Raw genomic sequence first — 14,539 nt, 5'->3', positions numbered from 1 at the left:
ACTTCCGCCGTATCCTCGCCTGGCTCAGAGAACTCTTGTGCCTCTTCATGATCCAGCTATGGCATACGCTTGCCTGTCCAGTCCCGCTCAATTCGGCTTCTTAACGGAAGTGAGTACAAACGTCACGGCACGCTCAGCCTGTTGGCGGGATTGACCTGCTCACCGGGAAGGTCCACGCGCTCGTCAAAGACCGCCACCGCAGCCGAGAGTTCATAGAATTCCTCAAGCTCCTCGATGCCGCCTATCCGGCCAGGGCCGCGATCAAGTTGATCCTCGATAATCATTCCGCCCACATATCGAGAGAAACCAGAGCCTGGCTCGACACACGACCGGCAGGCCACTTCCAGTTTACCTTCACGCCCGAGCACGGCTCCTGGCTCAACCCATCGAGGGCTTCTTCTCCAAGTTCGCCCGCTCAGTCCTGCGTCACATCCGGGCTACATCAAAGTATGAACTCAAGGAGCGCATCATGGCCGAAATCGACGACGTCAATCGCCATCCCGTCGTCTATACTTGGTCCTACAAGCTCTCCGACGCCGCCTGATATGATTCGAACCAAGCAAACGCTGACCTAGTCACGTGAGTCTAAAGTTCGCCACATAAAGTCTACTGGGCTTTGTGGCAGAACCGTTTGACGGAAGCCAATATCTGGTCTGCGGACCTGGTCCATTTGCAGGACTTCGGGTTTCTGTTGTGCAGGACGACGAAGGTACGGATGTCGGTCTCGAGCCGCCATGCGAAGGTATGAACACCCTCGCTGGATCTGCTTTCTGTTGAGTTCAGCGAACCAGCGCTCCACCTGATTGATCCATGATGCGGAAGTCGGCGTGAAGTGAGCATGCCAGCGCGGCCGGCGGGAGCCATGCTTTGTCTTGTGGGTTGCGTAGTCATCCATGACGATATGGACATCGAGCCCTTCGGGGACTTGGGCATCGTCCTCTTTGAGGCACTTCAAGAACTCGACGGCCCGTGACTCTTGTAGCATTTGCTGATGATAAACCCCGAGGCGACATCGAGTCCGGCAAACAGCGTGGTCGTGCCATGCCGCACATACCTGTGCGTACGACGTTCCGGTACGCCAGACATCGGTAAGACCGGTTGCTCGCGATCAAGTGCCTGGATTTGGCTTTTCTCATCCATGCTAAGGGACAGGGCTCGGTTCGGCGGAGACAGGTAAAGGGCGACGAGATCGCGTACCTGAATGTCTGGCTACGGTGTGGCTGCAAGACGAACGCCGCCCACATTCGGCAAATCGTGGTGTGGGAAAAGCCAGTTTCCTCAGCCATTGAGCGGATCGACCAGTGCGTCGCGTCGACCGGCATCGTGCGCAACGTCCGCTCGATTACGGCAGCAACCTCATCGTCGTTGATGGTTCGAGGGAGGCCGGGGGGGCCTCGTCGAGAGCGGCGCAATGGTAAACTCCGGACCCGAAGGGCTGTCTGGAACACCACCGCAAGCGTAGTGATACCTGCACCATCACCCGAGAATCTGGCCGCCCTACTACTGCACGACTCGCAACCTAAAATGGAGACCTTCAAAGACTGATCTCTAGTCCGCAATTACAGCAACGTCTGGAAATCTCAACGCCTTTCGCTGGGCGCTCCCGGACAGAATTGAGCTGCGACTTTGCTGGCCCGCGCATTGTGTTGGCGACGGCATTGGCCGTCGCAGGGCCCAGCTGAGCTCGCATATCTACTTGAGCTGCGCGTGTAGCGAGACATGATCGAGTTCGCCTTCCCACCAGGACACAAACACCGCGGCAATACCGTTTCCGATGATGTTGGTAAGCGCACGCACCTCGCTCATGAACTTATCGATCGAGAATACGATGGCAATGCCAGGGACAAGTTCAGGACTGACCACAGTCAATGTCGCGGCCAGGGTGACAAAGCCGGCACCGGTAACACCGCTTGCGCCTTTGGAGGTGAGCATCGCCACAATGAGTATCGTGAGCTGCTGGCCGAAATTGAGATCGACCCCGAGCGCTTGCGCGATGAACAAGGTCGCCAACGTCATGTAAATGTTCGTCCCATCCAAATTGAAAGAGTATCCTGTCGGCACTACTAGGCCGACGACCGCCTTCGAACAGCCGAGCCGCTCCAGCTTTTCCATCAACTGCGGCAGCGCGCTTTCGGACGACGATGTTCCAAGCACGATCAGCAGCTCATCCTTGATATACCCGATGAACTTTAGAATAGAAAATCCTACCAAGCGCGCGATCAGGCCAAGCACAATGATCACGAAGAGCCCGGCTGTCACGTAAAACAGGGCAACCAATCCGAGGAGTTTACCGAGCGCGGACGGTCCGAATTCGCCGATAGTGTAGGCCATGGCTCCGAACGCCCCGATTGGCGCTGCCTTCATTACGATCCTGATGACTCCAAACACCGCTTGCGCAGCATCGTCAACCAGACCGCGCATCCGCTTACCCCCCTCCCCAAGCGCCATCAGCGAGAACCCGAATAGGATGGCAAACAGTAGCACCTGGAGCACGTCACCTCGGGCCAAGGCGCCAACTACACTATCTGGAATGATATTGAGGAGGAAATCGACCGTCTTCTGCGCTTCCGCCGTCTTGACGTAGTTGGCTACGGCCGCGGCATCCCCCTTGGGAGCGAGCCCATGACCGACCTGAGCGAGATTGCCCATGAAAAGACCCAGGATGAGCGCGAAGGTTGATACGATCTCGAAGTAAAGTAGCGCCTTGACGCCGACTCGGCCGACCTTTCGTGCATCCTGAACATGCGAAATTCCGGAGACAACAGTGCAGAAGATGATCGGCGCGATCACCATCTTGATCAGCTTGATGAATCCATCACCAAGCGCTTTGACCCAGCTACTCGTCCCCACAGCGGGCCATAGCCAGCCAACGAGAATGCCAATCAGGATCGCTATGAGCACCTGGACGTAAAGCACTTTGTACCAGGGCCCAGATTTCCGGAACAAGGCGGCGGCTTTGACAGAGCGGCGCTGGCGCTGATTGTACATCATGGTCGACCCGGCGCTGTGCTCGCAAAGAGGGTGCTCATTAAAGGTACAGCTTCGCTCAGTGTTCCTGCACCGGCGGGCGCAGGGGAATCCGACGGCTCTGAACAGCACAGTCCAGAGCCACGGACTGGCGCCTCTCCCGAATCGGCTTGCCGTCCAAGCGGAACGAAGTTCTGAACCGCTTCCGACAGCAGCGATAGAAAGTAGAGAAAGTTTCCTTGAGAGCTGGAAAGCATCAGCGTCACCACCCATTTCTATTTTTTAGTTGTTCGAAGATGCCATCCAGCATCTTCTAGGACGCCAATCTTAGCAGCCGCCGACCACTCTTCACTTCAGCAGGCACTCTCGCCGTTATCGCGTCGGAGCGCGGCCAACCTTGAGGAAACATTCGCCATAAAGAACTTATGGTGGTGCGGCCTCGCCTGCGTTCACCGGCTCGCGACTCCTGTCCTCACTTCATGTGAATGCCCCGGCATTCCCAAGAGGTTTCGATTTCGATCGCAAAACCACGAGGCCGAAAAGACATGCCAAGCAGCATTGCTCACGCTGCCTCCCTTGGCGATCTCGGTTCCGGTTTTTCGAGAGCCGTGTTTTGCGGGGCTGAACAGCACTCCTCGTAAGAGAGCTTCTCACTCCTGTAGCTCGCCAACGCCTGGAGAGAGCACTGCACGACGTCCCGTTTCGCTAGATCCGAGGCAGGCGCTGCATCCAGCCATCTCAGCGCCACCTCGACCAATTCGATCGCGCGGTCCCTCTTACCGGTCTCGTAATAGTACTGAGCGACCGCCCCGTACGACAGGAACTTCGCGCCGTCGCTGCCGCGGGGCGGATTCGCCGCCAGGATGTGTTCGGAGAGCTCCTTGCCCATGGCAAAGCGCTCCGCATGTGGAAAATCGGAGTAGTCTTTCGCGGGGTCGAACAGTTGGCGGATCGCGACGCTCATCCAAACCACGGACTTCTTCTCGATCGCGTCGCGAACTAATTGGCGCAGCACCGGCAGGCCAGCCCCCAGGTCGCGTATCTTGTGAAGCAACAATTCCGCTTGAAGCCCACGGAAGGTGACCTCGTCCGGCATCACGGCGAGGGCCTCCTCGATAGCTGAAAGGGCTGTCGGCCAATCCTTTCTCTTCATGGCGGGCTCAAGTCTGGCAAAGATTGGCTCCACCAGAGCTCTCTTCTGCGATAGTTCACGCTTTCTGCGTCGGCCCGTGTTTATCCTTTCCGCATCCAGCGCTTTGGCTTCGTCGCTCATTGCCCAGGATCCGTTCAGAACTTTGGGCAAGGCATGATCGAGCTGCGTCGGATGGCCAATAAAGGCGATGTGGCCGTCACGGTCAACGACGAATGACGTGGGAATCCCGACAGAAAAGCTTGGATCCAGCCAAAGCTTGTTCATTTCGCCGGCATAGTCGAATGCGATCGCGTAGTTCAGATTTGACAAGCTTTTTGTCAACCAGGCGTCCAAGCTGGCTCGCGCTTCATTTTCCGTCGAAGCTTGTTCGTGAGCAGCGATGCCCACCACCTCAACTCCGTTGTTCCTGTATTTGTCTTGCAGGACCACCAGATTTGGCATCGAGGCGATACATGGTCCGCACCACGTCGCCCAAAATACGAGGATATATACTTTCCCACGTTCGAACTTTCTAACGGGCTGGCCGCGTAGCCAGTTCTCCACTTTGATCGAGGGGGCCCGCGAACCGACGCTCAGCAGGTTCGCCGCACCGACTTGACTTGCGCTCTCAGTCAGACTGGTCATTGCTCAAATTCGCTTTACCTGGCTCTGCGGAGAAAATAGCAAGTCGCATGCCAGCCAGCGCTCATTGAAATTACGCATTTTTTGTATCATTCCTGTCGAGCTTGCGACGCATGTCGCATATCCGACCAGTTGCTTGGAGCTTCTCAGGCAATCGGTCGGTCGGAGGTTCTTGACGCGCCTGTTATCCGATGAGGCGGGAAGTCAGGCAGCGCAAGGTCGAGTTCACCACTCCACGTCCTGATCGGCTTCCAGGATGACCATTTCGGCGCTCGGGATCACGACGTGAACTGACCTGCTTTGGCCCGTCAACTTGCGCTTGAGTGCGATCTGACATTTCCAATGTAACTTTTTGAGCCAAGGGGGATTGAGGGATAGTTTCCTTCCTTTGCGGCCATTGCTCGAGAATTCACCCCGTCGCGTACTGGACGAGGAAAGCCCACCCGAAATGCAGAAGTTGAGCACCTGCTCATTCCGATCGATGGCCGCGTAAACAAAAGCAGCCATAGGCGGCCCGATCCAGGAAGCGCTCAAGAGCCGCCTGGGCGACGACGCTCTCGCGCATTCCCGGGCGGTCAGCAAAATGCTGTTCTGAAACTTGAACCGCTATCTTTCTGGTCCGCGGAGCTTCGCTTGGGCTCAGCTGCGCGTCCACCTCAGCGTCATTCCGACTTGAGCTCGGTTTTTTGCGGCGCCCGGCGCCAATCTGCATACTCCAGCTTGCTTCTCTCTGCGAAAGCATGATGGAGCTGCTGCCGTCGATCGCGCTGCGCTTTCTCAACCACTTTGCATTCGAAACGTTTCCGACGATCACGGGCAACACACTGCAGCCCGTCGATAAAGGCTGGGTCTTCGAACAGCCTTGGTACCAATGCGTGGAAAAACCCTGCACATAGGAGAACTATAGTGGACAGGCTAAAGCGCATAACTGAACTCGTCGCTGAAAAAACATCGATAGATAACGAGCTTAAAACGCTGAAGGAGCAGATCACTCAGGAGACTGCGGCACTCAAGAAACCCCGCGCGACGCGCAAGAAGAAAGGGAGCGAGCTCCAACTGGTGAACCAATGAGTAAGGTCGACCTTGAAGGATCGGACAAAAGAGGACTGCCATGAGCGACCTTCTCTGGTGTCCCGAATGCCGTCACTCTCGCATTAGCGAAGAACACTCCTGGCTCTTCGTTCAGCGCTGCGAAAGATGCGGAACCGAGTTGGAGGACGATGCGCCGCCTCTCGAATCGATTTCAGAGAAGTCGATTTCGGCTACAATGTCGAAGAAGAAGAGGACGACGGAGAAGCCGAGCGGGACGAAGCTGAGGGCGACGAAGCCGACCCGCAGTAAGAGGAGGAGCCGCGCGAATGCGGCTCTATTTTGGTGTCACTTGAGTTACGCCACGGATTTAGCGTCTAAGAATATGCAGCATGTCCAGGCGATCACCGGTCATGCTCATTCGTACCGGCGCGGCCCTGTTTCGGCGGCCTCGTTCGAAGCCACGCAACGTCGGGCCCATTCGATTTGTGCGTCGGTAGCGCGCTGATTACGAGCGTACATCTCGGCCACCGGTGCCGAATATTTCGGGACGTAGTATCTGACCTCGCTGCATGATACCGCGATGTGGGTCTGTAGTGACGCGAAGCGAAGGCTTCGGAGCCCAGGGGCAGCAGCAACGTAACAATGGCCCCCGCGCGTACAATCATTCCCCCGCCGCCTGTCTGCTTCCCACGGAGAGCAGGTCTGAGTCGCGCACACGACGCAAATTAAGAATCGCGCACTGGTCAAAGCGCCGGGAAACTGTTGCTCCAACGCTTCGGTGTTGCAGATAATGGCTGCAGATGCAGGTGTTTTGAAGCGGCCTGGACGCGGCTTCGTATCAATGTCGACGCGGGGACGCGCGATCGTTGCATTGAACGGTAGCTATCAGCGCCGAAGAACTCTCCTTCTCCGCGCGGCCTTCGGGATACGCCGACCAAACCTTCTCGCGTTAGCGGCTTGCAGGCGACGCCTAAGCGTCTGCAGTTGCCCGAATAGTGCGATGAGCTCCTCGACCCGTTCACGCAGAATAGCCGAATAGTTGTAAACCTGACCTCGATTACTCATTACTGCCTCGAACAATGACTATTGAAACAATATGCAGGCCGCAACGGGAAGAGTATGCAATCGGAGGTAGGACCATACAAGCTCCAAAAGACGGTAGCGTGAACTTGGAAGGCCCCAGACACCAGAGGGGTTGTCGCTGCGCGTTCCTTTCGCTTTGTGTTTCGGGTCAGCTCCGTTCGAAGGTTCAGTCGATTGACAAGGCTGCGGGGGCGATGCTGCAATACAAGAACGGGCACACGCGCCGGCACCGGTGTGGCGGTTACTTCCCTACTGATGGGTCTGGTGCTCGCTCAAGAGGCGTGCGAGGCTTGCCCATCCCCGTGGTCCCGGAGGGAGCCTCGCCACCAGCTGTGGTGCTCCCAACCCGCTCAAACGTCGTGACGAATGCCGCGAACGCCGCGACTATCACGGCAATCGCGAACAACAGGATCACAGGGTCGGGATTCCGCTCAGTACTCATGAGCAACTCCACTCAGGCGGGCCGGCAGCTGAGCAGCGCCCCAAATAAGCCGCGCATCGCGGCGTATCAGCTTTCGGTCGAGAGCTTCGGGCCCAGCGCTCTCCAAATTATCACGTGCGCTTACAAACGGCGCAGTTTATTGCAGATTCAAAATATTTGTTGGTCAAACCGGGGCGTTGGTTCGGATGGGTTAGCGCCCCGAACAAGCGGGTGCTCCCGCGAAGCATCATGCCATGTTGGCTGAGTGTCCTGAGCGCCGTCGGGGTTGAGGAGCATGGGCAGGTTTGCTGTCGTAACCCGCCAGCGCTGACGGCGCTGCTTCGACGGTTATTGAAGGATTACGTCAAGCTGCGAAATCCGCGCGCGACAATGCCGCATCAAGTGGCATTCGAAACTGATGTGAAGCCTGAAGCGAAAGCAGTTCCGTTTCGATGCTCTGACGGAACCCAATTGGATGCCCTCAAAGGGCAAATTTAGTTATGTCCGATAATCATGATGACTCCACCGCAGTAATAAAAAATAGGATTGGGGAAAACAGAAGCAGGGAGTTTTGCGATGGAAGCTATGCGCCGCTTTCGCGCGATGGCGTTGCTATGCCGACAAGCCGCCGCGCGTGATCCCGAGAGAAGCTGGAAGCTGCTCGCAGAGGCAGAGTACTGGGAGCATCTGGCGGCTACAGCTCTAGCCCACTAAACGCACGAATTAGCGATTGCTCAAATGTCCTGTTTTATCGTGGCTCCTTAATCCAAATTATATTCCGGGGCAGGTAATGACCAATATTCGCGAGGGCTACAGCTGTGCTGTTCTGCACGCACGCCTCCAAACGCTCATCGCCGAGCTTAGAGAGGTGGAGAAGCTTCGAAATAGGCTTCGAATCGTAGGGGCGAGAACAATCGGCAGAAGACGGCGGGCTGGAGCGGGCAGCAGAGCAAGAGCCGTTTGGAGACCATGTTAGATGAACCTGAGCATTGATCCGCATCAGCCTACGGCGTAAAGAATGAGAAATAGCCGGGCACGGGGAGGCCAATCTCTTCCCAAAATCCTGGCCACCTGTTCGCCTCGCCGGTGCAGCGGCAACCGGAGTTTGTGCACTCCATCCAGTCATAGATAGCCACGAGACGAGCTTGCCATTTGTACGCCGTCTTGGGCTGCAGCGTCACGGCTGTTGCCCCTACAAGTCGAGAGCAATCGTTTGGAAGACATCCTGCTACGGGAGACAGGATATTGGGTTGATACGTAAACTGTTCGTGCCCTTCTCTGATTTCGAATTCGACGATCCCCCTCGGCGGGCAAATATTGGGCGAAGGATCTGGATCGCCGCCTACTCGCAGAACTACTCGATTGGTCTTTGCGGTGCCCGCCCAAGGAATCTGTGTCCCATCATGGCTCATTTGCTCCACAGACACATTTTTCGGCTCGTGCCTTAAGAGGGTAATCCCGAAAAAACATCTTTGCCGTTCAAGCAATTTGGGCGCGTCCGCCGACCGGCGAGGTCGCTCGGCGAGAACCGGCCAGCAGCCAAGTGCGACTAGCGAGAGTAAGATTGCTATGGAAAACGGCTTAACGACAGCATGCCCTCGAAGCATTTTTTGATCCTTCTCGACAAATTGGATCGACAACAACTGAAGCTAGGAAAATCCACGGCCCAAAAGCCACACCTGTCCTATAACGATGATCGTGCGACAACCAATGGGTGTTTCTATTGCAGAGCAGCATCTGTTGCAGCGCTTTGAGGTTTCATCAATGTCAGCCGCTGGGGGCCGTGGCGTCAACGCGCTCTGTGAACGCTGACAGCAAACGACCACTATGAGTGCGGCCATCATTGCTGTGACGCTGCCAGGGCAGCGGACAACGGCGGTCGCGTTGTCTTATTGTGCGAAAATTAGATGTGTGCGGGGTCCAACCAGCCTCGCCCGAGGAAATATAACAATCGGTAGAAATTTGGAGAGGGGGCGCGACGAGATGTCTACGCTAGGATGTGCTTATGAGCGACGAACCGAAGTTTGACCTGCTGCCCAGACCGCCTTCGTTCGCCGACGAAAAGGTAATCATTGTACAGGCGACTACAGGGCGATACTGTTCGAGTGGTACAAGATCGTGGGCAGTTTGAACGTGGTCGTTGCCCACATACAACGCGAATCGCCCGCCTTCAGACCGATCCCTGACAAACAATTCAGTGTACTGGTGGGCCTGCTGAATCGGTGTGCTCGTCTTGCCGGTCGTCAGCACAATCGCGTCCTCGCCAACATGAGACCAGGACAAACGCAGCAAGTCGCCTAGGCGCAAGCCAGTATGCCCGGCCAGATCAACGGCGTGGGCGATTTCGGCAGAGCAGGCCTTCCTGATCCGCACGACGTCAGAGATCGGTCCAGATGATCTCCGAACGATCGTTGTTGTAGAGGTGCTAATGCCTTCACAGGGATTGCCTGCGATCTTGCCGAGCTCGATGGCGTGCGCACCCGCGGGCTTCTAGCGCTGCGGCGCCAGCATTCAGGCGGCGTCTGAGTGCTGGCTTACGCATCTGCTCACGCATTTCAGCAAACCATCTGAATGGTCGCATTTTGCACCAGAAGTTCTTGGCCGATAGCTTCGTGCGCAAGCCTGTGATCCCCGACAGTCCAGCCGCCGCCGGCAGGCACCAAATTGAACAGCGTGCCTGAGATTAGACTGAAGGATCTTGCGTCGGCGAAGGTCTTGGAGGTGATCTTTCGGCGATGAGGGAATCGGTCGGTCGACCTCAGCATCTTGACGGCTTCCCCAACCACATCTTCGAATACTAGCGAGATCATACCCGTTCCCTCAATCCGCGGTCGCCTGAACCGCACGCGGGCGGGTGTTTCCCGGTGGTAACGGTGATCTTGCCGCCGCGATCAACTTCAACACGCTGGATTCCAGGCAGCGATTAGAACGTCCACGGTCTTCCGAATGTCGGCGGGCTTCACGCTGTGCGGTCCAATAGACATGCGAGACTCCGTGTGTTGCTGATTTGGCGTTAGCCGGGTTTAGGCCCGCAAAGCCACATTCTCAGCCTTTCATTCCGTTGTCCCCAGCTCGCCCACAGGTTCACTCGGAAACAGCCCTGTCGGGAATAGCTGCCACAGTTTGGGCGGACTAGACGGTCGAAAGCCCGCAGGCGCGAACCGGGCATCGATTCATCCAAGCCGGTGGGCGTCAGACGGCAGAGCCGGCTGAGTGGTCACGAAGGCAATCTTGCGCGCTGACGATGACGTTCAAAAGGTCGTTCCTGTCAAAAGCATTGTCCGGCCGTCCGCTCGCCGAATACTTTCCGCTGGAGACGTCCTCGACGTAGGTCAGCATCGCGAGCAGTCCGGGCAACGTTGTCGGAACGCTTGTGGCGAGTTCGTGCCGGACTTCAGCCTCTCGGTCGCCGAACGTCTCTTCCTTCACCGTATCCGGATCAAGGGTGCCTGGTACCACATCGCGAATTGCAGCCGAGTAGTCTGCACTCGCTTTCTTATGAGCCTCGATTTCTGCGAAGGTCGGGTCGGCCTTGACGCAGCTGGCGCCCAAAGCGCCTCCACGCGGGGATACTTTCGCCAGCCTACAAATCATTCCAGCGAGATCGCCGTCGTGCGCCCAATCGAGAGATTGACCATGCGATCTGAAGAATTCCAGCACGCGAGTGAATTCAAGCGTGTCCTCGTCTTCGTCCTTGAAACCGGGCCCCTCCACATGCCGACGGAAATAGTTCAAAGCGCGCGCTGCCCCGTCCTCGTCCATTTGCCAGCCTTCGCAAATATAACGGGTCCGCAGCACGTCGACGATTTGCTCAACCCGGGCCAAAATGCCCTGGTGGTCGACGACAGGCTCATGGGGAGCCAAGTTCATGGCGACGGCTGGCGCGCCCGCCGCTGCCGCAGACGAGACGAACATGTTCATAAGGAGCCTCCGACTCAAAGTTGGTGATCCAGTCCCGATCAACGAATCCGCGGACCCGGCACCCGGTTCGATGCGCTCGCGGGCGGGCAGGGATGCGTCTGGATAGCTGGTCGGAATCAGCGGAGGGGATGACAATCTGGCGGCGCCTGGGGCGCTGTACGGTCGTTTGCTGATCATGGTGGTGCTCTGTGGCTCAGGGCTTTTGAGGGCCCTTCTACGCAGCGGGACAGCCGCTGCAGCCGGGGGGCGAAACTCGCCAAAGCGATGAGCCGAGCGCCTTTAAGGGTTGCCCCTCTGGACAGCACGCCCGACACCGGCCATAAAGGCAGGGTTCGGAGCCGCACCGCCAAGTGCGTCCGTCGCAAAGGTCCCGGCGGGATGTCTGCATTCAGCCGTCACCCCCGACGCCGATCGGGAGCATCCTGACCAAAGATGTGCGGCTATAGCTCTGGTCCGGGTTTCGACGCCCACGGACACCCTACCCCGCTAACCAAATCAGCCCTTTCGAGGGGCGCTTCGGCGCGTCTGTGCACCCGTACTTTTTCCCAGGGTACGAACGGGCTGTGCTGCTTGCGCCGAATCGTTTCGGAGCTAGGGCCTGTCTTTCGCTCGATTGGACATTCCGTGCCCTATTTCCACTGCTCCTCGACGATGCTCGAACCCGGCGCTGTCGACTCCCGGCAACTGGGGGCGCATTGTTCGCCTAACCGGCTGGCCTTACAATCAGGCGTTCCGGAAGGCGGTTTTTGAGTACGTCAGGAACCAAGAGTTCGCACAAAAGCCATCGCGCCTCGACTCGCTCTTTTTCTTGACGACGAATATGAGGCACGCTTTTACGCCACTTCGGATGGCCGACAGGCCACGATACTGCCCTATGAGATTGAGCTGCTCGACGCCCAAGCCCCGAAGCACTTTGCTGACTGGCGAAGTCTCCAACCACAAACGCCTTTGGTCGACCTCAACCGGGTCCGTGACTATTGGTCGGGGCAAATGCTTCCTCCGCACCGGATTGACGACAACGCGACTGCAGCGTGCCGTGAAGTCATCGCTGTTACCCCGGCGCGGATCATTCGGCGTATTTAGCGCGTAGGACTTGCGCTCGCGCTTTGGTTGCGATCTGATGCCTGCTTTCTAGATATGGCATTTTGCGCCGGAGGATTTCATGTCAGTAGCGGCAGCAGCAATCATGCGGGTGATTCGTCGAGAGCTCGCAGACGTTCAAAACCACATCGAGAATAAGGAGACTGACGAAGCGCAAAGCGCGCTCGATGACGCCATTCGCAAGTTGAAGCGGATAGCGAATGAGTTGGGATGAGGGTATGGATCGAAATCAACGTCGCCTAGCGAAGAAGCAAGCGCCAAAAGCCGTCGCGGGCGGGATCGACCCATCCGCGCTCAACGAGTTTATTGTCGCGGAGTTGGCGCGACAGATTCATGGCCATCTCGGTCGCGCCAAGCAGAGCTTCAGCGTCGATGAAACGCTGGAGTATTTGTTCTCGAAGATCGATTTGACGGTGAAGGGTATGGCCGACATTCCTATCGCTTGCGGTCGCGGATGCTCCCACTGCTGCAACATTTGGGTGAGCGCCACAGCACCTGAAGTCCTTTTTCTTGCAAAGCGTCTATCGTCGCGGGCCGGCGCTCGCGTGCGGGAGGCGCATGAAATCACCAAGTCGTTCTCGCACGAGCAACGACCCTACAATCCTCACCCGTGTCCTCTCCTCGAAGCGGATAAGTGCTCCGTCTACCAGGACCGCCCCCTGTTTTGCAGGCTGGCTTCGTCTGCCGACGCAGAGATTTGTCGGCGCTCGTACACCAACCTCACCGACGAGAACATTCCCACCCCGATGATGTACATCGTCGGGCGCGATGCTTACTCAACTGCACTTTCTGTCGCATTGAAGGGAGCGGGCCTTTCGCACGTCTGCTACGAGCTCAACAGCGCACTCCAGCTCGCGCTAAATACGCCAGACGCGGAGAGAGCTTGGCTATCCGGGGAGGACATCTTTGCGGCAGCACTCACTCAAGAGGACGCCGTCCCCTTCGAAGAATCGCCCGGCCACGCCATGCTTTATGAGATGGTCTTCAAATAGCGGATGACGAAGAGAAACGCGCCTTGCACATGCGGCTCTGGCAAGAAATTTAAGCATTGTCACGGGCGTAAGGGGGCAGACGAGCGAAATGAAGTCCTCCGCCGCCGGCGCGAGGCAGAGATGCGGGGGCAGGCTCAACAAGGGCTCGGCAAAGCGGGATGCAGGCCGCGAGGAACGTAGCCTCGTGTTCCGGAAGTTCGTTGGCGAAATGGGCAGCCCATACCAGCTTGCAGATCGCGTCGAGATGGTCCGGCGATTCGCAGGGAGCAATGTCGGCATGCAGCTTCACCGCCGCCGCAATCTGCAGCGTCGCGCCGGGCGCGGTCTCCTCCGCAACCGTCATTGCGGCACCGCCCGGCCAAAGGCGAGTTCCGCAACGGCTGCCGCAGTCGCTGGCGGCAAATGGAAGTCCGCCCTCAGGCGACGCGCCTGCAACGCTTGTAGGGCCTGCGCGGGGGTGCTATTTGTGTCGGTGCTGAAGTTGAATTTGCGATTGGGGGCTGCCTTTGCCGAGGCGGCCCTTCGCATTTCAGGAGGCGTGGCGCCTCCATTCCAGCTTCAGCGAAGCTACGCGTCTCGAACGGACTGAGGGCGCCATCGCTCACCCCGATCTGGAACATTCCGTCGTCGCGCTGGATGATCAGCGCTCGGTTTTTGCGAGCACTGCGTAAGGTATTGATGGGATTGGGGCGAATTGGCGCTGGTTTTGCAGCTAACACTTTGAATGTCCTTGAGAACATCGAGCTTCCCAAGCTGAGTACTGGCTTATGGCTGTCCATAAGGACTGCTACGCGCCAATTCGGCTAATCCAACAAGGCGGTCCTCGCCGGAGGGAGACCCGGCCCCGAGGAAATCGGGATAGCGGTTGGCCGCGATGATCTGGACGTCGAGCTTAGGGTAGAGCTTGCGAAATGCCGGCAGCATCGGCGCCATGTAGATCATCGCAAACGACAGCGAACTCGTGACGCGCAGCATGCGCTTGGGCGACAGCGCGCGGTCTCTGACGCCATCCTTCAGGAGCGGGCTGCAACGCTGCAACAGATCCTGCCCTGCCTGGGTCAGCCATTGCCGGCGCGTGTTGCGCTCGATCAGCCGCACCGCGAGCCGCTCCTCCAGTCCGCTCAGGTGTCGGCTCGCGGCCGCGTTCGACATCCGCCGAATGTCCGCAGCTCTTGGACAGGCTGCCGAGCTCGGCGGTCTTGGCGAAGATCTCTAGCTGGAGCAGCCGATCCAGTTTTGGCACATATC

Annotated in this window: 12 protein-coding genes and 2 pseudogenes; 5 read left to right on the top strand and 9 right to left on the bottom strand. The window is 57.7% G+C overall.

From position 1 onward, the window contains the following. Positions 1-149 precede the first annotated feature (149 nt). On the top strand, positions 150-575 hold the full coding sequence (locus tag AC0L3U_RS35655; RefSeq protein WP_374762373.1) for a transposase: 426 nt from the start codon (positions 150-152) through the stop codon (positions 573-575). A 31-nt stretch (positions 576-606) separates the two neighbouring features. Here AC0L3U_RS35655 and AC0L3U_RS35650 read toward each other — a convergent pair. From AC0L3U_RS35650 to AC0L3U_RS35635, 4 genes and pseudogenes are all read right to left on the bottom strand, one after another. Next, positions 607-1,388, bottom strand: a pseudogene (locus tag AC0L3U_RS35650) (IS630 family transposase); the annotation flags it as partial. 304 nt (positions 1,389-1,692) lie between these two features. Then, a complete protein-coding gene (gene dctA / locus AC0L3U_RS35645; protein ID WP_259218632.1) occupies positions 1,693-2,988 on the bottom strand; it encodes a C4-dicarboxylate transporter DctA in 1,296 nt (431 codons plus the stop codon). Positions 2,989-3,529: 541 nt separating this feature from the next. Then, entirely contained in the window at positions 3,530-4,744 is a 1,215-nt protein-coding gene (locus tag AC0L3U_RS35640) for a TlpA disulfide reductase family protein (RefSeq protein ID WP_259217527.1), read from the bottom strand. Between the two features lie 222 nt (positions 4,745-4,966). Then, on the bottom strand, positions 4,967-5,248 hold the full coding sequence (locus AC0L3U_RS35635) for a hypothetical protein (protein ID WP_259217528.1): 282 nt from the start codon (positions 5,246-5,248) through the stop codon (positions 4,967-4,969). A 233-nt stretch (positions 5,249-5,481) separates the two neighbouring features. On the opposite strand from AC0L3U_RS35635, the gene AC0L3U_RS35630 reads away from it, so the two are divergent. Both AC0L3U_RS35630 and AC0L3U_RS35625 read left to right on the top strand, forming a co-directional pair. Then, the gene (locus AC0L3U_RS35630) at positions 5,482-5,637 is read left to right on the top strand and encodes a hypothetical protein (protein ID WP_204513371.1); all 156 of its coding nucleotides are present in this window, start codon (positions 5,482-5,484) and stop codon (positions 5,635-5,637) included. A gap of 10 nt (positions 5,638-5,647) precedes the next feature. After that, on the top strand, positions 5,648-5,812 hold the full coding sequence (locus AC0L3U_RS35625) for a hypothetical protein (RefSeq protein WP_204513370.1): 165 nt from the start codon (positions 5,648-5,650) through the stop codon (positions 5,810-5,812). A gap of 3,694 nt (positions 5,813-9,506) precedes the next feature. Here AC0L3U_RS35625 and AC0L3U_RS35620 read toward each other — a convergent pair. From AC0L3U_RS35620 to AC0L3U_RS35610, 3 genes and pseudogenes are all read right to left on the bottom strand, one after another. Next, a pseudogene (locus tag AC0L3U_RS35620) lies at positions 9,507-9,740 on the bottom strand (tyrosine-type recombinase/integrase); the annotation flags it as partial. 92 nt (positions 9,741-9,832) lie between these two features. Next, on the bottom strand, positions 9,833-10,087 hold the full coding sequence (locus AC0L3U_RS35615) for a hypothetical protein (protein ID WP_456652759.1): 255 nt from the start codon (positions 10,085-10,087) through the stop codon (positions 9,833-9,835). A gap of 382 nt (positions 10,088-10,469) precedes the next feature. Further along, positions 10,470-11,198: a hypothetical protein gene (locus AC0L3U_RS35610; RefSeq protein WP_259217529.1), complete on the bottom strand. Its 729-nt coding sequence runs from the start codon at positions 11,196-11,198 to the stop codon at positions 10,470-10,472. 1,162 nt (positions 11,199-12,360) lie between these two features. On the opposite strand from AC0L3U_RS35610, the gene AC0L3U_RS35605 reads away from it, so the two are divergent. Beyond that, positions 12,361-12,513, top strand: a complete 153-nt coding sequence (locus AC0L3U_RS35605; protein WP_219682157.1) for a hypothetical protein — start codon at positions 12,361-12,363, stop codon at positions 12,511-12,513. 4 nt (positions 12,514-12,517) lie between these two features. Then, a complete protein-coding gene (locus AC0L3U_RS35600; protein WP_259217530.1) occupies positions 12,518-13,291 on the top strand; it encodes a YkgJ family cysteine cluster protein in 774 nt (257 codons plus the stop codon). Positions 13,292-13,340: 49 nt separating this feature from the next. Here the strand turns inward: AC0L3U_RS35600 and AC0L3U_RS35595 are convergent, their stop codons facing one another. Further along, positions 13,341-13,634 (bottom strand): hypothetical protein, encoded by a 294-nt coding sequence (locus AC0L3U_RS35595; RefSeq protein ID WP_259217531.1) that lies wholly within the window; start codon positions 13,632-13,634, stop codon positions 13,341-13,343. A gap of 422 nt (positions 13,635-14,056) precedes the next feature. Then, positions 14,057-14,443: a LysR family transcriptional regulator gene (locus AC0L3U_RS35590; protein WP_259217532.1), complete on the bottom strand. Its 387-nt coding sequence runs from the start codon at positions 14,441-14,443 to the stop codon at positions 14,057-14,059. Positions 14,444-14,539 lie beyond the last annotated feature (96 nt).

The organism is Bradyrhizobium sp. Kon69 (genome assembly GCF_055807515.1).
The sequence above is the reverse complement of the archived record's forward strand: the minus strand, read 5'-3'. Positions and strand labels throughout refer to the sequence as shown.